An 18,232-nucleotide genomic window follows, 5' to 3' on the forward strand; every position below is an offset into this window, starting at 1 on the left:
TTCTAGTGTTCGAGCGGGGGCTGCCCGGCGCGCCCGAGCGCGGGTCCCCTCGTTGCGGTCAGGCCGCCTCGGCCGCGCGCCAGGGGCGGCACATCAGCAGGAAGCAGGCGAGGGCGGCGGTCGCGCAGACGAGCTGGACGACGGCCATGGGGACGGCGGTGCTCTCGCCCGCGATGCCGACGAGGGGCGAGGCGATGGCGCCGATGAGGAAGGAGGAGGTGCCGAGCAGGGCGGAGGCGGAGCCGGCGGCGTGCGGGGTGCGCATCAGGGCCTGGGCGTTGGTGTTGGGCATCGCGAGGCCCATGGCGGACATGAGGACGAACAGCCCGGCGGCCACCGCCGGGAGTCCGGGTTCGCCGAAGACACCGCTGGTCATCAGGAGCAGGGCGACGGCGGCGAGCAGGATGATGCCGAGGCCCCAGCCGAGCGCCTTGTCGAGGCTGACCCGGCCGACGAGCAGTTTGCCGTTGATCTGGCCGACGGCGACGAGGCCGATCGAGTTGAGCCCGAAGAGCAGGCTGAAGGTCTGCGGGGAGGCGCCGTAGATCTCCTGGACGACGAAGGGCGAGGCGCTGATGTAGGCGAAGAGGGCGGCGAAGGCGAGCCCGCCGGCCAGCATGTAGCCGGTGAAGACGCGGTCCGCGAGCAGGCCGCGCATGGTGCGCAGGGCCGCGCCGACGCCGCCGGCGTGGCGCCGCTCGGGCGGCAGGGTCTCGTGGAGGAAGCGCCAGACGACGAGGGTGAGGACGACCCCGACACCGGTGAGGACGTGGAAGACGCCCCGCCAGTCGGTGATCCGCAGGATCTGGCCGCCGATAAGGGGGGCGATGATCGGCGCGGCGCCGGAGATGAGCATGAGGGTGGAGAAGAACCGGGCCATCTCCACGCCGTCGTACAGGTCGCGGACGACGGCACGGGCGATCACGATGCCGGCGGCGCCCGCGAGGCCCTGGAGGAGCCGGAAGCCGATGAGGAGTGCGGCGGAGGGGGCGAAGGCGCAGACGGCGGTGGCGAGGACGTACACGATCATGCCGATGAGCAGCGGCCGCCGCCGGCCCCACTTGTCGCTCATGGGGCCGACGACGAGCTGACCGAGCGCCATGCCGGCGAGGCACGCGGTCAGGGTGAGCTGGACGGTCGCGGCGGGCGCGCGCAGCGCCTCGGTGACCTCCGGCAGGGCCGGCAGGTACATGTCCATGGAGAGCGGCGGGAGGGCGGTGAGACCGCCGAGGACGAGGGTGACGAGCAGCCCGGCCGTCCGCGCGGAGGCGGCCGGGGCGGGTGCTATGTGCTCGTCGGTGGTGGTGGCCCGGCCGCTCTCCGGCATCGCCATGGACTGCTCCGTTTCGTTCCGCTGCTGCGTTTTCGTCGTTTGCTTCGTTACCGCTTCAATCGGATCCCTCCGGAAGGTTACGCGTGTCAGGCGGGCGTCAGACCGGGCCGTCCGGCCTCCGTGACGAACGAGGCGGCCGTGACGACCGGGGCTCCCGGGGTCGTCACGGCGGCGACCGTACGGAAGTCGGCGCGGGCGCTGTCCTCGGTGAGGGCGACCGTGACGTAGCCGCGCCGGCCGTTGTAGAAGCGCAGGTGCGGGTTGGCCCGGGTGAGGTTGTCGTAGTTGGCCGGCCGGTCGGAGCCGTTCTTGCCGCTGCTGATGGAGGTGGCGACGATCTCGGTGCCGACGGTCCGGGAGGCGGGGTCGCGGAAGTCGGCCTTGATGTCGAGGCCGTAGGCGACGTGGACGTCGCCGGTGAGCACCATCAGGTTCTCGATCCCGGCGGCCTCGGCCCCGGCGAGGATCCGCCGCCGGGAGGCGGGGTAGCCGTCCCAGGAGTCCATGGAGAGCTTGTACGCGTCGGTGGGCAGGCTGCGGCGCTCGGAGAAGACGACCTGCTGGGGCACGACGTTCCAGGTGGCGCGGGAGTCCCGCCAGCCGTCGAGGAGCCAGCGCTCCTGGGTGGCGCCGGTCATGGTGCGCGCGGGGTCCTCGGAGGCGGGTCCGGGGGTCTGCCAGCCGTCGCCGTACGCCTGGTCGGAGCGGTACTGGCGGGTGTCGAGGATGTCGAACTGGGCGAGCCGGCCGAAGCGCAGCCGCCGGTAGAGCCGCATGTCGGGGCCGGTGGGGCGCTGGGGGCGGCGCAGCGGCTGGTTCTCCCAGTAGGCGCGGTAGGCGGCGGCGCGGCGGATCAGGAACTCCTCCGGCGGGACGCTGTTCTCCGGGGTGTCGCCCGCGTAGTTGTTCTCGGTCTCGTGGTCGTCCCAGGTGACGGCGAAGGGGTGGGCGGCGTGCGCGGCCCTGAGGTCGGCATCGCTCTTGTAGAGGGCGTAGCGCAGCCGGTAGTCCTCCAGCGTCACGGTCTCCCGGGCGAAGACGTCCGGCAGGGTGCGGTCGGTGTAGGCGCGGGCGCCGCCGGTGGCGTTCACGGCGTACTCGTAGAGGTAGTCGCCGAGGTGGAAGACGACGTCGAGGTCCTCGTCGGCGAGGTGGCGGTAGGCCGTGAAGTAGCCGTCGTGGTACGCCTGGCAGGAGACGGCGGCGAGCTTGAGGGCGGCGGGCCGGGCGCCGGGGGCGGGGGCGGTGCGGGTGCGGCCGACGGGGCTGGTCCAGGCGCCGACGCGGAAGCGGTAGAAGTGGTCGCGGCCGGGGGCGAGGCCGTCGACCTCGACGTGGACGGTGCGGTCGAACTCGGCGTGGGCGGTGGCGGTGCCGCGCCGGACGCCCCGGCGGAAGTGCTCGTCGTGGGCCAGCTCCCACTCGACGGTGACCCGGGCGCCGGCGGGCAGGCCGCCGCCGGGCTCGTACGGGCGGGGGGCGAGGCGGGTCCACAGGAGGACGGAGTGCGGCTGCGGGTCGCCGGACGCCACCCCGAGGGTGAACGGGTCCTCGGTGACGCGGCGGCCGTCGAGCTCGGCCGCGGCGGCGGTGCCGGCGGCGGGCAGGTTCACGGCGAAGGCGAGCGCGGCGGCGGCGCCGGTGGCGGTGAGGAAGCGGCGGCGGCCGAAGTGCCGGGCGGCGGCGCGGAGTTCCGCCGCGTAGGCGTCGGTGCGGGTGCCGGTGCCGGTCCCGGTGCCGGTGCCGGTCCCGGTCCCGGTGCCGGTGCGGCTGTGGGTGTGCGTGACGGTCATGTGCCCCTCCCCTGACGGATGTTGTCCGTCGGGTATTGCAGGGGGGCGGGACGACCTGGCGTTGTCGGGTACAGAACATCCACGTGTCGGACGGATGAGTTCATGGGGCACGCGTCTGCCGTACGCTGCGCGGCCATGAGTACGGACATGAGGACCGAGCCCATGAGCAGCGACCCCACGAGTCCCGAGCCCACGGGTCCCGAGTCGCGCGTCGCGGTGGTCACGGGAGCCGGGTCGGGCATCGGCCGGAGCGTGGCGCGGGCGCTCGCGGAGGCGGGCTGGAAGGTGGCGCTCGCGGGCCGCCGCCGGGAGGCCCTGGAGGAGACGGCCGCGGCCTTCCCCGACCGGGACGCGGCGCTGTGCGTCCCGACGGACGTGACCTCGCCGGAGCAGGTCACGGGACTCTTCTCGGCGGTACGGGCCCGATGGGGCCGGGTGGACCTGCTCTTCAACAACGCGGGCACGTTCGCGGGCGGCGGCGTGCCCGTGGAGGACCTGGACCCCGAGACCTGGCGCACGGTGGTGGACGTCAACCTCACGGGCGCCTTCCTGTGCGCGCAGGCAGCCTTCCGGGTGATGAAGGAGCAGTCTCCCCAGGGCGGCCGGATCATCAACAACGGCTCGATCTCGGCGCATGTGCCGCGCCCGCACTCGATCGCCTACACGGCGACCAAGCACGCCATGACGGGCCTGACGAAGTCCCTGTCCCTCGACGGCCGCCCGTACCGCATCGCCTGCGGCCAGATCGACATCGGCAACGCGGCCACGGACATGACGGCCCGCATGCAGACCGGCATCCTCCAGGCCAACGGCGAACTGGCGGTCGAACCGGTGATGGACGCGTCGGACGTGGCGGCGACCGTGGTCCACATGGCGGGCCTGCCCCTGGAGGCGAACGTGCAGTTCGCGACGGTGATGGCGACGGCGATGCCGTACATCGGGCGGGGGTGAGCGGCGGGGACGGCCGCGGGCCGGGGCCAGGAGGCCCGGCGCCCCAGGGGAGGGCCCGGGCTAGTCGGCCGACGCCTGCCCCGTCTCGAAGCGGGAGATCTTCCCGCCCTCGACGGTGAAGCGCCACGCGGTCCGCATCGCGCCCCACGTGTCGTTCCGGTACGTGGCGACGAGGCCGAGCCCGCCGTCCGTCTCGTCCTCGACCTCCATGTGCCCGTTCGAGGAGAAGACCTCCCGGTCGAGCCATTCCCGTACGTCCCGGTCCGAGCCGTCGTCGGCCATGGTGGCGTCGGGCGTGAGGAGGTCGTAGAGGGCGGACGGGTCGTTGGCGTTGAGGGCGCTCACGAAGGCGCGCACGGTGGGGTCGCTGAGCCGGTTCACGGGAAACGTCATGCCCTAGCCGTACACCGCCCCACCCCGCCCACCGAGGACCCGGACGGCGCGTCAGCGCACCGACTCGGCCACCTGGGCGAGCAGCGCGGCCGACTCCTCGGGCTTGAGGACGCGTTCGAGGACCAGGTCACCGGTCATTCCGGGGAAGAATCGCCCGGCGTCCCAGTTGCGGACGTACGGGGGCGGATCGAGGACGACCAGCCGGACGCCGTCGACCACGGGGATGTCGGACGGGTTGCCCTCGTGCCAGATCCACTCGCCGTCGGCGCCGACCAGGTTGAAGGCGCCGGTGGTGGGCACCATGCCCGCCCGGTCCCGGCAGCATGCGACGGCGTCGGCGGACGGCGGCTCGCCGGGCAGGTGGCCGGCGCCGATGAGGGCGTCGGCGAGGAGGGTGTCGAGCTGGAAGTTGTCGCCGATGCCGGAGGCGCGCAGCGCGAATCCGGCACCGGTGGCCCGGTCGATCGCGACGATCGGCTCGTCGTCGAGCACGGCCAGCGCGTACTCCAGGCACTTGAACCGGAACCGGTCCTCCGCCGCCTCGGCGGCCCCGCGGACGGCGGCAAGGAGCTCCGGTCGCCCGGGTGTGCCGCGCCGGACGGCGGGCGAGTCGAGCATGGCGACGCCGGCCCTCTCGAACTCCTGGAGCGACTCCCAGGCGGCGACCGGCCCGTACCCGAACCGCTCGACGTCCGCCTCCGTCAGCCCCTCGCCGTCGTGGCCCGGCAGCCCGCCCCGGCCCTCCGCCGCCCAGCGGCGGGCGAACTCCTCGGCGGCCTCGAATGCCTCACGGGCGCAGCGGAACACGTTCGGGGCACACGCCGTCGGGTCGGCGCCCCGCTCCACACACGCCCCGACGAGCACGGCGACCACGGCCCGCGGCCCCGGCGGCACGTCGGGCAGCAGGGCGGCGAGCCGGGGCCCCGCCTCACGCAGCTCGGCGTCGCCCGCCGCGCCGAAGGTCCGCTGCAGGGCCTCGAAAGCCTTCTCGGCGGCGTCGGCGTCCTGTCGGCGCACGGCGGCCTCGAACTGTTCCACGGCGGCCTTGAACCGCCCACGTCCGCATATCACCCGCGCACCCTACCGACCGTCCGCGACCTGGCAGGCTTGCCCTCCATGACAGCCCCCATCACACCAGACACCACCGCGCCGGACACCACCACACCGGACACCACCACACTGGACGCCACCGCGCCGGAACTCGCCGCCTGGGCCACGATCGGCCGCCTGCACGGCTGGCTCACGGACCATCAGGACCTGGCGCCCGGCCAGGAGATTCTGCTCCGCGTCCTCAAACTCTCGGAGGAGGTCGGCGAGGCGGCGCAGGCGGTGATCGGAGCGACCGGGCAGAACCCGCGCAAGGGCACCAGCCACAACTGGCAGGACGTCGAGGCGGAGCTCTGCGACGTCATCATCACGGCGATGGTCGCCCTGCGGACCCTGACCCCGGACGCGGCCGAGGTCTTCGCCGGCCACCTCCGCAGGGTCGCGGACCGCTCGCTGCCACCGGAGGACGGCGGGCGCGCCGAGGCGGAGGCCGGGGAGGCGAGGGCCGCCGGTTGACCTGGCGGCCGAGGGGGGAAGGGGCAGACGAGTCGGGCTGTACGCCGGGTTCTGTACCCCGGGACCTCGCGGTCGTCGGGGTGACGGCCATCCATCTAGGACCGGCGTTGCCGCCGGCCTCGTGCGGTCTACCCGCGGACTCGGGCGGGCAGCCCTCGATCGTCCGCGCAGGGACACCGGGGTGTCCCCTTTTGACCTTGCTCCGGGTGGGGTTTACCTAGCCGCCTGAGTCACCTCAGGCGCTGGTGGTCTCTTACACCACCGTTTCACCCTTACCGAGGACCGAGGTCCCCGGCGGTCTGTTTTCTGTGGCACTGTCCCGCGGGTCACCCCGGGTGGCCGTTAGCCACCACCTTGCCCTGTGGAGCCCGGACGTTCCTCGGGAGGATCCGAGGATCCCCACGCGGCCGTCCGCCCGGCTCGTCTGCCGTGTCGACCATGCTACCTGGCGTTCCGGGCGGGGCACGCGCCCTCGGACTCCCTTGACCTTGTCGCAGCGTCAAGGTTTCTACTGGCGGTATGAGGACGGGTACGGGTACGGGTTCGGGCATGCGGATCGGCGAGATCGCCGCGCTCGTCGGGGTCACCCCGCGGGCGGTGCGGCACTACCACCGGATCGGGCTGCTCGCCGAGCCGCCGCGGCGCGGCAACGGGTACCGGGAGTACGGGATCCGGGACGCCGTGCTGCTGGCCCGGATCCGCCGGCTCGTCGAGCTGGGGCTCGGGCTCGACGAGGTGCGGGAGGTGCTCGCCGGGGACGAGGGGAGGGAGCTGGTGGAGGTGCTGGCGGAGCTGGACGCCGATCTGGCCCGGCAGGAGCGGGTGATCCGGGAGCGGCGGGCACGGCTCGCCGAGCTGCTGACGCAGGCGCGGGAGGGACGCCTCGCGGCCGAGGGCCCGGTGTCGCCCGAGCTGGCCGGACTCCTCGCGGAGCTCGGCGACCTCGGCGAGGCGGCCGCGTCGCCGATGGCCGTGAAGGACCGGGAGCTGCTCACCCTGCTCGACTCCGTCGTGCCGGACGCGGAGCGGGTCCGGCTGATGGAGCTGATGCGCGACGCCTCCGGCCACGCGCCCGAGATCTACGCCCGGCTCGACGCCCTCGCCGATGCCGGGCCGGACGATCCCCGGGTCGCGGAGGCAGCCGCGGCGCTCGCCGCCTGTCTGCCCGACGAGGCCGGTGTGACGGTGCCCGAGGGCGGGCTCGCCGACGTGTTCTTCGGCGACCTCGCGCCCGCCCAGGCCGCCGCCGTACGCCACGCGCTCCGCCTGGTGTCGGAGCGGGCGGAGGGCAGGACAGAGGCCACGGCCGAGATCACGGCGAAGGACACGGCGGAGACGGAGGACGCGCGGTGAAGCGGGTCAGCACTGCCCTCGCCTGGGCCCTGCTGCCCGCCGAGCTCGTCCTCGTCGTCTGTCTCGTCGCCGGCGCACGCGTCCCGGCCCCCGTCCTCGCCACCGCCGAGGCCGCCGTGGCGCTCCTGCTGCTCGCCCACGGCGTCGCCTGGATCCGCCTGCGGCGGCGCGGTCTGACCGCCCGCGAGGCGCTGCACCGGCTGCTGCCCGAGCCCGTGCTGCGGCTCGTGGGGCACGAGCTGCGGCTGATGACCGCTCTGGTCCGCTGGGTGGCGCGGCGGCCGCACGGCGTCGGCGCGCCGGGCGCGCTCGCGTTCCCGCACGCCCGGGACCAGGCGGCGCTGATGTACGGCTTCGCCTTCGTCTGCCTTGTGGAGACGGTCGGCATGTCGTACCTGCTCGCCGACCTGCCGGTGGTCCACGCCGTCGTACTGGTCCTCGACGTCTACACCGTGGCCTTCGTCCTCGGCCTGCACGCCGCCTCGGTGACCCGCCCGCACGTGTTGACCGCCGACGCGCTGCGGGTGCGGCAGGCGGCCCATGTGGACGTGCGGATCCCGCTGGACCGGATCGCCGCCGTCCGGCGCGAGACGCTGTTCACGCACGAGAAGGCCGAGGGCGAACTGAATCTCGCGGTCGGCTCGCAGACCTCCGTCACCCTGGAGCTCACCGAACCGGTCGACGCGCCCCGCCTGCTCGGCGCGCCCCGCCCCGTACGGACCGTACGGCTGCACGCGGACGACGCCGGAGCCCTCGTACGCGAGCTGGGGCGGGCCCTGGAACGACGCCGCGCCGACGAGCCGGCGGGGCGGGAGGGCCGGCCGGAGCGGAAGGCCGAGTCGGAGCGGAAGGCCGCGTCGGGGCGGGACGCCGAGCCAGGGCGGCGAGCCCCCGAGCCGTCCGGGCCGGAAGCCCGGCCCGGGTCGCGCGCCCTCACGCCGGAGCGAAGCCGACCTTCGCCCGTCCCGGATCCGCCTGGGTCAGCCTGACCAGCAGCCGCTCGCCGAGCGGCAGGGGCGCCCCGTCGGCCAGGACCCGGCCGATCACCGCCGGGTCCTCCAGGTGCACGGTGCCGACGTCCGGTTCGTGCTCCTTCACGTCGATGACGACCGAGTCGAAGGTCTCCCCGATCCGGTCGCTCATCAGCGCCTCCTCGACGATGTCGACGCATTCCCGCTCGGCCGTGTTCGCGAGCCGCGTGCCCCGCGCCATGTCCCGGGGCAGGCCCTCCAGCGCGCCGAGCACCCACTCGGGCGGCCGCGTGCCCGCGACCGCCGCCAGGCACAGTTCGCCCGCGTACCGGTCGACGAGCCGGCGCAGCGGCGCCGTGCAGTGGGTGTACTCGTCGGCGACGGCGGCGTGGACCGCGGGCGAGGGGATGTGCCCGCCGGTGAAGGGGGTGTAGTCGGAGCCCCGCAGGAGGGTCGTCGCGTCCTGGAGGAAGGCGGCGTGGCGGGTGTGGCGGGGGTCGAGCGAGCGGATGAGGGCCGCGTACGAGACGTGGTGCGGCCAGTCGATCCCGAGGGCCTTCGCGGAGCGCCGCAGCCGGGCGACGGCGCCGTCCGGCGCGGGCGGCAGGGTGCGCAGGATGCCGGTGCCGGCGGCGATCATGAGATCGGCCGCGGCCATGCCGGTGAGCAGGGAGATCTGGGCGTTCCAGCCGTCGACGGGGAGCGGCGCGCGGTAGTGGAGGGTGTACGTGCCGTCGGCGGCCTCGGCGATCTCCTGCTCGGGGACGTTGAGGGAGATGCCGCCGCGCTCGATCTCCAGCGCCTCGCGGAGCCGGCCCACGTCCGCGAGGAGGGCGAGCGGCTCCTCGGCGGTGCCGGCGTCGATCGCCGCCTGGGCGCCCGCGTAGTCGAGCCGGGCCCGGCTGCGGACGAGGGCGCGGCGGACGTGGGTGGCGACGGTGCGGCCCTCGGTGTCGAGGTCGATGCGCCACAGCAGGGCGGGCACGGTGCTGCCGGGCAGGAGGCTGGCGACGCCCTCGGACAGGACGGCCGGGTGCAGCGGGACCTTGCCGTCGGGGAGGTAGAGGGTCGTCACCCGGCGGTGCGCCTCGGCGTCGACGGCCCCGCCGGGGGTGACGAAGGCGGCGACGTCGGCGATGGCGTAGTGGACGCGGTAGCCGCCGCCGTCGCGGCGGGCGAGGTGCATGGCCTGGTCGAGGTCCCGGGAGGTGGGCGGGTCGATGGTGAGGAAGGGGATGTCGGTGGCGTCGTCGTACGGGTCCCCGGGCGGACGCGGCGCCCTGGCCGCCTCCTCGGCTTCGGCGAGCACGGCGGGTGGGAAGCCTTCGGGGATCCCCAGCTCGGTACGGAGCGCGCGCAGGGCGGCCCGCAGCGGGGCGTCCGCGGCGGCGGTCACGTGGACGTGGCGACGGGGCATGGACCGAGCGTAGGGCGGGGGCCGGGGGTCGGCACCTCGTACGCTGGCTCTCTGGGGCCGCACCCCCACCCCCGTACGTACGAAGGAGAACCGCCGTGCTCGTCCTGTTGCCGCCCTCCGAAGGAAAAGCCTCCTCGGGGGGCGGGGCGCCGCTCAAGCCGGAGTCGCTGTCGCTGCCGGGGCTCGCGGAGGCGCGGGCCGCGGTCCTCGACGAGCTGGTGGAGCTGTGTGTCTCCGACGAGGAGAAGGCGCGCGAGGTGCTCGGCCTGAGCGAGGGGCTGCGCGGCGAGGTCGCCAAGAACGCGGAGCTGCGGACGGCCGGTGCGCGGCCCGCCGGGGAGATCTACACGGGGGTGCTGTACGACGCCCTGGGTCTGGCCACGCTCGACGCGGCGGCCCGGGAGCGGGCGGACCGCTCGCTGCTGGTGTTCTCCGGCCTGTGGGGCGCGGTGCGGGTGAGCGACCGGATTCCGTCGTACCGCTGCTCGATGGGCGTGAAGCTGCCGGGGCTCGGGGCGCTCGGCGCGCACTGGCGCGGGGCGATGGCCTCGGTGCTGCCGGAGGCGGCGGGCGAGGGTCTGGTGCTGGACCTGCGCTCGTCGGCGTACGCGGCGGCGTGGAAGCCGAAGGGCGAGGTCGCTGCGCGGACGGCGACGGTACGGGTGCTGCACGCGCCGACGCGGAAGGTGGTCAGCCACTTCAACAAGGCGACGAAGGGCCGGATCGTCCGCAGCCTCCTGGAGGCGGGCGCGGAGCCGGCGGGCCGGGAGGAGCTGGTGGAGGCGCTGCGGGGGCTGGGCTACGTGGTGGAGGAGGGCGCGAAGGCGGGGGTGCTGGACGTACTGGTGGACGAGATCCACTGAGGGACGGCGGCGGGCCCCCTTGGCATCGCCGTTGCAGCATGCGCAACGCTCGTTGCGCGTGACGCTCGCCCTGGGCAGGATGAGGCCCATGACGAGCGTCCTTGACCTTGCCTGCGCCGCCTCCGCCCCCGTCGTCCCCGTCGTCGTGATCGAGGACGCGGCCGACGCCGTGCCGCTGGCCCGCGCCCTGGTGGCCGGCGGGCTGCCGGCGATCGAGGTGACGCTGCGCACCCCGGCCGCCCTCGACGCGATCCGCGCCGTCGCGGCGGAGGTCCCGGAGGCGGTGGTCGGCGCGGGGACGGTCGTCTCGGCGGCGGGCGTCGCGAGCGCGGTCGACGCGGGCGCGCGCTTCCTGGTGAGCCCGGGATGGACGGACGGGCTGCTCGACGCGATGCGCGGCTCGGGCGTGCCGTTCCTGCCGGGCGTGTCGACGACCTCGGAGGTCGTGGCGCTGCTCGAACGCGGGGTGACGGACATGAAGTTCTTCCCGGCGGAGGCGGCGGGCGGCGTGCCGTACCTGAAGTCCCTCGCCGGCCCGCTCCCCCACGCCCGCTTCTGCCCGACCGGCGGCATCTCCCTGGCCTCGGCGCCGTCCTACCTCGCCCTGCCCAACGTCTCCTGCGTGGGCGGCACCTGGATGCTGCCGGCCCCGGCCCTGGAGGCCCGGGACTGGGACCGGGTGGAGGCGCTGGCCCGCGAGGCGTCGGCCCTGGCCGCCACCCGCTGACCGAACGCGACGGTGGCGTGGTCACCGGCGGGCCGGTAACCGAGCCGCTGGTAGAGCGCGTTGCTGGTCGGGTTCGCGAGGTCGGCGAAGAGCAGGACCTCCGCGGCGCCCGCGTCGAGGGCGGCGCGGCTGACCGCGGCCGTCACGGCGCCGGCGTAGCCGCGGGCGCGGTGGGCGGGCGGGGTGTAGACGGGCGAGACGCGCGCCTGACCGGCCACGAGCCGGGAGACGCTCGCCATCGCGACGGGCTCCCCGCCGACCTCCCAGAACCGCAGCCGCCCCTCCCTGACCCGGGCCTCGACATGGGGCGTGTAGTCGGCGTCCGGGTCCTCTCCGATGTCCCGGGCGAACTCCCGCATCCACGCGGCCGCCTGCGGTACGTCCCCGGGCCCGGCCACCCGTTCCCGGCCGGGCGGCGCCGGGTCCGGTGGTGTGAGCGCGCCGAGCCGGAAGAGCCGCATCCGGCGCGTGACCAGCGAGGGCCCGCCCCGCGCGGCGGCGTACGCCTCGACGGCTTCGCTCTCGCCGCGCACCGCGTCCACCCGCTCCTCGCCGGGCAACCGCCCCGCGAGCTCCCGGGCCGCCCCGGCCGGCATGGCCCCGAGCACCAACAGCCGCTCGGCCGCCAGCACCTGGCAGGCCGCCGCCACCCGCCCCGGGCCACGGCCCCGGTCCGGGTTCCGGTCCGGGTTCCGGTCCGGGGCCGGGTCGCGCGGGCCGACCCACCAGCCTCGTGTCCCGGCCGCGTCGAGCTGGGTGAGCAGCAGCGTGTTCCGCACCGCCTCCGTCTCCAGCCAGCCCTGGGCAGCGCCGCGGAAGACCTCGGGATCCTCGGTGAAGTGCCAGTTCATGCCGCGATGGTGGTACGGGCCGTGGGCGGGGGCCAGTCGTTTTTCCGGGGCTAGCGCAGGTGCGAGGTGTCGTTCAGGAGGCGTACGGACGCGTTGCCGTCCGCGTAGTAGGCGACGGCCGAGAGGGACGCCGCCGAGAGCTCCATGCGGAAGAGGGATTCCGGTGGGGCGCCGAGGGCGAGGCGGATCAGGGTCTTGATGGGGGTCACGTGGGTGACCAGGAGGACCGTGCGGCCGGGGTGGGCGGCGGTCAGGCGGTCGCGGGTGGCGGCGACCCGGCGGGAGACGGTCGCGAAGCTCTCGCCGCCGCCGGTCGGCGCCGCCTTCGGGGAGGCGAGCCAGGCGTCGAGGTCGTCCTTGTACCGCTCGCGGACCTCGGCGAAGGTCAGGCCCTCCCAGGCCCCGAAGTCGGTCTCGCGCAGGCCCTGTTCGATCCGCACGTCCAGGCCCAGGCGGGCGGCGACGGTCTCGGCGGTCTGGCGGCAGCGGGTCAGCGGCGAGCTGACGATCTCCTGGATGGTGCCGCGCGCCGCGAGCGCGGCGGCCACGGCCTCGGCCTGCCGCCGGCCGGCCGCGGACAGCTCGGGGTCGGTGCCCCCGCTGCCGGAGAACCGCTTCTCGGGCGTCAGCGCCGTCTCCCCGTGCCGCAACAGCACGAACGTGGCCGGCGCCCCCATGTCGGGCCGGCCCCAGCCCTGCGAGACGGGCGCGCCCGCCGGAACCTGCGCCTGGGCCTGGTCGGGCGCTGGGGCCTGGGCCTGGGGGCCCGGCTGTGCCTGCGCCTCGGGCTGTGCTTGGGCCGGGGCCTGGGCCTGGGGTTCCGGCTGTGCCTGCGGCTCCGGCTGCGGGCGGGGGGTCGCCACGGCAGCGGCCGTGGGATGGGCCGCCTCCGCCTCGAAGTCGCCGGTCGCCGCCGCGCCCGCGCCGCGGTCGGCCGTGGCCTCGCGGTCGGCCGTCGCCGCGGTCGCCAGGGACGCGCGCGCCCGGGACGCCAGGGCCGCGTCGGGGGCGAAGAGCCCCTCGGGCTCCGGCTCGGACTCGGCCGCGGAGCGGGCGCCCCCACCCGCGCCCGCCATCGCCGCCCGGGCCCGGGCCGCGCCGGCCGTCGCGTCGCCCGCCGCGCCGCGGGCCGCCGCGAGGTCGGCGGCCGGGGCGGCGGCGGTGACGGCCGCGGTGGAGGCGCTCGGGCTCCACTGCTCGCCCCGGCGCCCCGCGTCCATCGCCTCGTTGGCGAGCCGGTCCGCGTGCTTGTTGCGCTCGCGCGGGATCCACTCGTAGCGGACCCGGCCGGCCGGGAAGACCCGGGCGGCCTCGGCGGCGAGCGGCTTCATGTCGGGGTGCTTGATCTTCCAGCGGCCGGACATCTGCTCGACGACCAGCTTGGAGTCCATGCGCACATGGACCATGGCGTCGGGAAACAGCTCGAACGCCGCCCGCAGCCCCGCCACCAGGCCCTTGTACTCGGCGACGTTGTTCGTGGCCACGCCGATGTACTCGGCCCGCTCGGCCAGCGTCTCCCCCGTCGCCGGGTCGAGGACGACCGCGCCGTAACCGGCGGGTCCCGGATTGCCCCGGGAGCCGCCGTCCGCCTCGACCACGAGCGCGCGCATTACAGGCCGGACTCCGACGTACGGACCAGGATCCGGCGGCAGTTCTCGCAGCGGAGCACCGCGTCGGCGGCGGCCGCGCGAACCTCGTTGACCTCGGTGATGTTCAGCTCGATGTGGCAGCCCTCGCACTTGCGCTGGTACAGCCGCGCCGCGCCGACCCCGCCCTGCTGCTCGCGCAGCTTCTCGTACAGCTTCATCAGGTCGGCGGGGACGGAGCCCGCGACGAGCTCGCGCTCCTTGGCGACCGAGGCGCTCTCGGCGTCGAGCTCCGCCTCGGCGGAGTCGCGGCGGGCGGTCGCGTCGTCGACCTTCGCCTGGACGGCGGAGACCCGATCGGTGAGCTCCCTGACCCGCTCCTGGGCGGACTCGCGGCGCTCCATGACCTCGAGGACGATCTCCTCAAGGTCGCCCTGGCGCTTGGCGAGCGAGGTGATCTCGCGCTGGAGGCTCTCCAGGTCCTTCGGGGAGGAGACGGCACCGGAGTCGAGGCGCTGCTGGTCGCGGGTGGCGCGCTGGCGCACCTGGTCCACGTCCTGCTCCGCCTTGGTCTGCTCGCGGGCGCAGTCGCTCTCCTCGGTCTGCGCGGCGACGAGCAGGTCGCGGAGCTGGGTGAGGTCCTTGGTCAGCGATTCGATCTCGGCGTGCTCGGGCAGCGAGCGGCGCTTGTGCGCGAGCTGCTGGAGACGCACGTCCAGGGCCTGGACGTCGAGGAGTCGGATCTGGTCGGCGGGCGCGGCGTTCAGTTGGGGGCTCCAGGGGAGGTGTGGTGGGAGGACCAGGGGTCGGTGACCGTCTTCGAGACGTGGACGCGGAGGTCCCAGCCGTGGCGGTCGGAGATCGTGTCGAGCTGCGCGGCGGCCTGCTCGCACCAGGGCCATTCGGTGGCCCAGTGGGCGGCGTCGACCAGGCCGAGCGGCCGGGTCAGGTGGGCGCGCTCGGTGGCCTCGGAGACGGGGTGGTGGCGCAGGTCGGCGGTGAGGAAGGCGTCGACGCCGGCCGCTCGGACGGCGTCGAAGAGGCTGTCGCCGGAGCCGCCGCTGACGGCGACCCGGCGCAGCACCATGTCGGGGTCGCCGGCGACCCGGACGCCCTGCGCGGTGGCGGGCAGCCGCTTCGCGGCGCGGGCCGCGAAGTCGGCGAGGGTCTCGGGCCGGTCCAGCTCGCAGATCCGGCCGAGGTTGTTCTCGGGGACGAGCGGCCCGGTGACGCGCAGGTCCAGGGCCCCGGCGAGGGCGTCGGAGACGCCGGGGTCCGCGGTGTCGGCGTTGGTGTGCGCCACGTGCAGGGCGATGTCGTGCTTGATCAGGGTGTGCACGACGCGGCCCTTGAAGTGGGAGGCCGCGACGGTCGTCGTACCGCGCAGATAGAGCGGGTGGTGGGTGACGAGCAGGTCGGCTCCGAGGGCGATCGCCTCGTCGGCGATCTCCTGGACCGGGTCGACGGCGAAGAGGACACGGCGGACCTCGGCGTCGGGGTCGCCGCAGACGGTGCCGACGGCATCCCACTGCTCGGCGCGCTCGGGCGGCCAGAGGGCGTCGAGCTCGGCGATGACTTCAGACAGACGGGGCACGGGGGAAAGGCTACCTGTCCTCCGTGCCCCGCCGTCCTGACCTGTGGATAACCCACAGCCTACGAGGTCGCGCGCCGCCCGCGAGCGGTTTCAATGGGCCGCGCTCCGCCGTCCTGCTCCGTCGTGGGGTGCTACTTCTTCACGAGGTCGGCGCGCAGGTCGTCCAGGACGCTGTTCGCCGCGGTGACGCCCAGGCCCAGGTACCAGGTCTCGTCCGGGACGTCCTTGGCCCGGCCGCTCTTGACGGCCTTGAGGTTCTTCCACAGCGGGTTGGCCTGGGCGGTGTCCCGCTTGGTGGCCTTGGGGTCGCCGTAGACGCCGGTGAAGATCCAGTCGGCGTCGGCCTGGTCGATCTTCTCCGGGCTGATCTCGGCGGCCAGCTCGTCGATCTGCTGGTTCTCGGGCCGCGGCAGTCCGGCGTCCTCGAGGATGGTGCCGATGAAGGACGCCTTGGCGTAGAGGCGGATCTTGCCCGGCAGGTAGCGGACCATGGAGACGGTCGGCTTGTTCGGGCCGATGTCCGTGCCGAGCTGCTCGGCCTTGGTCTCGTACGCGGCGAGCTTCGACTGCGCGTCGGCGGTCTTGTCGAGGGCGGCGGCGTTGAGGAGGTAGTTCTCCTTCCAGGTGAAGCCCGGGCGGATGGAGAACACGGTGGGGGCGATCTTCGACAGCTCGTCGTACTTGTCGGCGGCGCGCAACTGGCTGCCGAGGATGAGGTCGGGCTGGAGGTTGGCGATCGCCTCCAGGTTGAGGTTGTTGATGGTGCCGACGGACTTCGGGGTGCCGGCGTCCTTCTTGAGGTAGCCGGGGATGCCGTCGTCGCCCTCGGCGGGGGCGTAGCCGACGGGCTTGATGCCGAGGGAGACGACGTTGTCGAGCTCGCCGACGTCGAGGACGACGACCCGCTGGGGCGCGGCCGGGATCTCCGTCTTGCCGAGGGCGTGGGTGAGGGTGCGCGGGAACTGGCCGGGCTTGGCGTCCGTGCCCATGGCGGCGGTCTTGGCGGCGGCGTCGCCGAAGTCCTTGCCGCCGGTGGCGACGTCCTTCTTCTTGGCGCCCTCGTCCTTCTTGGCGGCGTCCGACGATCCGTCACCGCCTCCGCAGGCCGCGAGGGTGAGCGCGGCGGCGAGACCGAGGGCGGCGGCAGCGGTGCCGCGGCGGCGGAGGGACATGGCGGACTCCTGTACGCGTACGGGGACAGCGGGCGGGTACCGGCGACGGGCGCGGTCCGGCGGCACGGGCGGGCGACTCGGGCCCCCTGGGCCGGGCCGAGGACATCGGTCGCGGGGGTGGGTCGAGCGGCACGGCCGGGGACCGGCGCGTCGGCAGTTCGCGACCCGTTCGCGGAGCCACAGGTTCCACTTAGGGTCGCCTTACCTTATCCACCCCTGGTCCCACGAGCACAACCCGCCCCCTCCGCTCAGCCGAATCGCCGGACCGCCACCCTTTGGTGTGAAGTGGGATGGCTCGTGTTGTTCGGCTGGAAGTGCGAAAACTAGCTTCGTGGCCGGAGGTGACGAGTCGATGACAGCCTGTGCCATCGAGACCGCCGCTGAAGGTGGCGACGCGGTCTGGCCCACGGAGTTCACGATCACGGCGAACGGCGCCTACGCGGCGCGGCTCGCCGGATCGGGGGACGCGCTGTACGTGGAGCGGTGGACGCTGGACGGCCCCGAGCCGTACGCCGTACCGCTCCCCCTCTCCCAGCCCGAGGACCCCGGCGCGCTGCTGCTGCCGCTGGCGGACGGACGGGTGCTGATCGGACGCCGGGTGGACGGGCGCCGGCACACGTTCTCGCTGCTCTACCCGACCGGCCCGCAGACCGGCGAACTGCTCCTGGGCGCCGTCGAGGCGCCCCCGGGAGGCGAGCTGGTGCTGCTGCCGCCGTCGCCGGACGGCATCTGCGCGTACGCGATGGCCGTCGGCGAGGACAGGACCACGCTGTGGCTGGTGGCCGGCGGGGCGTTCGGCCCGGAGCAGGTGGCGGAGGTCCAGGGCCGCTGCTCGGGCGGTGTCTGGCTGGACCGTACGGGGCGGATGCTGGCCCTCGACCGGCGGCTCGGCGACGGCCCGGTGAAGGCCGTGGCGATCGACCTGGAGCGCGGCGGCGAGGTCACGCCGCTGCTCCAGATCACGGAGGACAGCCATGACCGGCTGCTGCTCGCGGACCCGGACAGCGGTCTGCTGCTGATCCGCTCCGACGCGCCGTCCCCGGGGCACGACCGGCTCGGCTGGGGCGTGCTCGGAAGCCTGCTGCCGGTGCGGTTCCCGGAGTGCCTGCGGCTCGACGACGCGGCGGTGACGCCGTTCGCCGTGCAGCCGGGGCAGGTCCTCATGCCGGAGAACTGCGGCGTGGCGCTGCGGATCGACGCGGCGGCGGGCAGTTGGGTGGGGGTGTGGCGGCCCTCGTCGCGCCGGATGCTCCAACTGGCCGCGCCGGCGGGCTGGGTGGCCGGGGCGGGCGTATGGACGGCCGAGGGAGTGCTGCGGCTGCCGTACGCGACGGCCCAGACGCCGTGCGGCCTCGCGGACCTGGCGGAGCCGGCCGACCACCCCGTACCGGCGGTGGAGGCGGTCGTGGAGGCGGCCGTCGCGGAGCCCAAGGTGTGCCGCCCGGTGCCGTTGCAGCAGGCTCCTCTGACGGACCGTAAGCGTGCTGGCTAGACTCACGGGCCGCAGAGAAAGAGCGATTTCTACGGGGTGAGTTCCACCATGAGCAACACGGAGGCACAGGAGTCGATCGGCTCCGGCAAGCACCGGGGCCCGGCCGCACCGGCGGAGGACTCCACGTCCTCGCCGCACGGCCGCCACCGTCGCGAGTCCGACTCCCAGTGAGC

General features: G+C 74.6%; 17 protein-coding genes, 1 other RNA gene and 1 pseudogene. 8 read left to right on the forward strand and 11 right to left on the reverse strand.

The genetic code is table 11. The features are described 5' to 3' along the window. Positions 1 to 58: 58 nt before the first annotated feature. The gene (locus ABZ135_RS08390) at positions 59 to 1,327 is read right to left on the reverse strand and encodes a multidrug effflux MFS transporter (RefSeq protein WP_356693473.1); all 1,269 of its coding nucleotides are present in this window, start codon (positions 1,325 to 1,327) and stop codon (positions 59 to 61) included. Between the two features lie 92 nt (positions 1,328 to 1,419). After that, positions 1,420 to 3,126: an alkaline phosphatase D family protein gene (locus tag ABZ135_RS08395; RefSeq protein WP_356693132.1), complete on the reverse strand. Its 1,707-nt coding sequence runs from the start codon at positions 3,124 to 3,126 to the stop codon at positions 1,420 to 1,422. Positions 3,127 to 3,288: 162 nt separating this feature from the next. Between ABZ135_RS08395 and ABZ135_RS08400 the strand changes: the two genes are divergently transcribed. Further along, positions 3,289 to 4,077 (forward strand): SDR family oxidoreductase, encoded by a 789-nt coding sequence (locus ABZ135_RS08400; RefSeq protein ID WP_356693134.1) that lies wholly within the window; start codon positions 3,289 to 3,291, stop codon positions 4,075 to 4,077. 60 nt (positions 4,078 to 4,137) lie between these two features. On the opposite strand, the gene ABZ135_RS08405 is transcribed toward ABZ135_RS08400, so the two are convergent. Together ABZ135_RS08405 and ABZ135_RS08410 are read right to left on the reverse strand one after the other, a co-directional pair. Continuing rightward, a complete protein-coding gene (locus tag ABZ135_RS08405) occupies positions 4,138 to 4,470 on the reverse strand; it encodes a nuclear transport factor 2 family protein (RefSeq protein ID WP_356693136.1) in 333 nt (110 codons plus the stop codon). Positions 4,471 to 4,521: 51 nt separating this feature from the next. Continuing rightward, entirely contained in the window at positions 4,522 to 5,508 is a 987-nt protein-coding gene (locus ABZ135_RS08410) for a hypothetical protein (RefSeq protein ID WP_356693138.1), read from the reverse strand. A 78-nt stretch (positions 5,509 to 5,586) separates the two neighbouring features. On the opposite strand from ABZ135_RS08410, the gene ABZ135_RS08415 reads away from it, so the two are divergent. Further along, positions 5,587 to 6,033: a MazG-like family protein gene (locus ABZ135_RS08415; protein ID WP_356693140.1), complete on the forward strand. Its 447-nt coding sequence runs from the start codon at positions 5,587 to 5,589 to the stop codon at positions 6,031 to 6,033. Positions 6,034 to 6,057: 24 nt separating this feature from the next. On the opposite strand, the gene rnpB is transcribed toward ABZ135_RS08415, so the two are convergent. Beyond that, positions 6,058 to 6,456, reverse strand: an RNA gene (rnpB, locus tag ABZ135_RS08420) — RNase P RNA component class A. Between the two features lie 126 nt (positions 6,457 to 6,582). Between rnpB and ABZ135_RS08425 the strand changes: the two genes are divergently transcribed. Continuing rightward, positions 6,583 to 7,386, forward strand: coding sequence for a MerR family transcriptional regulator (locus ABZ135_RS08425; protein ID WP_356693474.1), 804 nt, complete (start codon positions 6,583 to 6,585; stop codon positions 7,384 to 7,386). After that, complete coding sequence (locus ABZ135_RS08430; RefSeq protein WP_356693142.1) at positions 7,383 to 8,375, forward strand: hypothetical protein; 993 nt, start codon at positions 7,383 to 7,385, stop codon at positions 8,373 to 8,375. The genes ABZ135_RS08425 and ABZ135_RS08430 overlap by 4 nt, the downstream gene beginning before the upstream one ends. On the opposite strand, the gene ABZ135_RS08435 is transcribed toward ABZ135_RS08430, so the two are convergent. After that, positions 8,320 to 9,774, reverse strand: a complete 1,455-nt coding sequence (locus ABZ135_RS08435) for an RNB domain-containing ribonuclease (protein WP_356693144.1) — start codon at positions 9,772 to 9,774, stop codon at positions 8,320 to 8,322. The genes ABZ135_RS08430 and ABZ135_RS08435 overlap by 56 nt on opposite strands. 95 nt (positions 9,775 to 9,869) lie before the next feature. On the opposite strand from ABZ135_RS08435, the gene yaaA reads away from it, so the two are divergent. Then, positions 9,870 to 10,637, forward strand: coding sequence for a peroxide stress protein YaaA (gene yaaA / locus ABZ135_RS08440; RefSeq protein WP_356693146.1), 768 nt, complete (start codon positions 9,870 to 9,872; stop codon positions 10,635 to 10,637). Between the two features lie 88 nt (positions 10,638 to 10,725). Then, a complete protein-coding gene (eda, locus tag ABZ135_RS08445) occupies positions 10,726 to 11,364 on the forward strand; it encodes a bifunctional 4-hydroxy-2-oxoglutarate aldolase/2-dehydro-3-deoxy-phosphogluconate aldolase (RefSeq protein ID WP_356693148.1) in 639 nt (212 codons plus the stop codon). Positions 11,365 to 11,405: 41 nt separating this feature from the next. Here the strand turns inward: eda and ABZ135_RS08450 are convergent. The 5 genes and pseudogenes from ABZ135_RS08450 to ABZ135_RS08470 all read right to left on the reverse strand — a co-directional run. Then, positions 11,406 to 12,215: pseudogene (locus ABZ135_RS08450) on the reverse strand (GNAT family N-acetyltransferase); the annotation flags it as partial. Between the two features lie 50 nt (positions 12,216 to 12,265). Further along, a complete protein-coding gene (locus ABZ135_RS08455; protein ID WP_356693150.1) occupies positions 12,266 to 13,825 on the reverse strand; it encodes a bifunctional RNase H/acid phosphatase in 1,560 nt (519 codons plus the stop codon). Further along, positions 13,825 to 14,568 (reverse strand): C4-type zinc ribbon domain-containing protein, encoded by a 744-nt coding sequence (locus ABZ135_RS08460; RefSeq protein WP_356693475.1) that lies wholly within the window; start codon positions 14,566 to 14,568, stop codon positions 13,825 to 13,827. The genes ABZ135_RS08455 and ABZ135_RS08460 overlap by 1 nt, the downstream gene beginning before the upstream one ends. After that, entirely contained in the window at positions 14,565 to 15,395 is an 831-nt protein-coding gene (locus tag ABZ135_RS08465) for a Nif3-like dinuclear metal center hexameric protein (protein ID WP_356693152.1), read from the reverse strand. The genes ABZ135_RS08460 and ABZ135_RS08465 overlap by 4 nt, the downstream gene beginning before the upstream one ends. A gap of 131 nt (positions 15,396 to 15,526) precedes the next feature. Continuing rightward, positions 15,527 to 16,567, reverse strand: coding sequence for an iron-siderophore ABC transporter substrate-binding protein (locus tag ABZ135_RS08470; protein ID WP_356693154.1), 1,041 nt, complete (start codon positions 16,565 to 16,567; stop codon positions 15,527 to 15,529). Between the two features lie 352 nt (positions 16,568 to 16,919). On the opposite strand from ABZ135_RS08470, the gene ABZ135_RS08475 reads away from it, so the two are divergent. Both ABZ135_RS08475 and ABZ135_RS08480 read left to right on the forward strand, forming a co-directional pair. Beyond that, complete coding sequence (locus ABZ135_RS08475; protein ID WP_356693156.1) at positions 16,920 to 18,059, forward strand: hypothetical protein; 1,140 nt, start codon at positions 16,920 to 16,922, stop codon at positions 18,057 to 18,059. 48 nt (positions 18,060 to 18,107) lie between these two features. After that, a complete protein-coding gene (locus ABZ135_RS08480; protein ID WP_356693158.1) occupies positions 18,108 to 18,230 on the forward strand; it encodes a hypothetical protein in 123 nt (40 codons plus the stop codon). Positions 18,231 to 18,232 lie beyond the last annotated feature (2 nt).

The organism is Streptomyces sp. NPDC006339, assembly GCF_040612775.1.
Lineage (GTDB): Bacteria > Actinomycetota > Actinomycetes > Streptomycetales > Streptomycetaceae > Streptomyces.

Bases quoted from the DNA above. Each gene is read 5' to 3' on its own strand.
- ABZ135_RS08390 (WP_356693473.1), bottom strand. From the start codon at position 1,327: ATGCCGGAGAGCGGCCGGGCCACCACCACCGACGAGCACATAGCACCC.
- ABZ135_RS08395 (WP_356693132.1), bottom strand. From the start codon at position 3,126: ATGACCGTCACGCACACCCACAGCCGCACCGGCACCGGGACCGGGACC.
- ABZ135_RS08400 (WP_356693134.1), top strand. From the start codon at position 3,289: ATGAGCAGCGACCCCACGAGTCCCGAGCCCACGGGTCCCGAGTCGCGC.
- ABZ135_RS08405 (WP_356693136.1), bottom strand. From the start codon at position 4,470: ATGACGTTTCCCGTGAACCGGCTCAGCGACCCCACCGTGCGCGCCTTC.
- ABZ135_RS08415 (WP_356693140.1), top strand. From the start codon at position 5,587: ATGACAGCCCCCATCACACCAGACACCACCGCGCCGGACACCACCACA.
- ABZ135_RS08425 (WP_356693474.1), top strand. From the start codon at position 6,583: ATGCGGATCGGCGAGATCGCCGCGCTCGTCGGGGTCACCCCGCGGGCG.
- ABZ135_RS08435 (WP_356693144.1), bottom strand. From the start codon at position 9,774: ATGCCCCGTCGCCACGTCCACGTGACCGCCGCCGCGGACGCCCCGCTG.
- eda (WP_356693148.1), top strand. From the start codon at position 10,726: ATGACGAGCGTCCTTGACCTTGCCTGCGCCGCCTCCGCCCCCGTCGTC.
- ABZ135_RS08455 (WP_356693150.1), bottom strand. From the start codon at position 13,825: ATGCGCGCGCTCGTGGTCGAGGCGGACGGCGGCTCCCGGGGCAATCCG.
- ABZ135_RS08470 (WP_356693154.1), bottom strand. From the start codon at position 16,567: ATGTCCCTCCGCCGCCGCGGCACCGCTGCCGCCGCCCTCGGTCTCGCC.
- ABZ135_RS08475 (WP_356693156.1), top strand. From the start codon at position 16,920: ATGACAGCCTGTGCCATCGAGACCGCCGCTGAAGGTGGCGACGCGGTC.
- ABZ135_RS08480 (WP_356693158.1), top strand. From the start codon at position 18,108: ATGAGCAACACGGAGGCACAGGAGTCGATCGGCTCCGGCAAGCACCGG.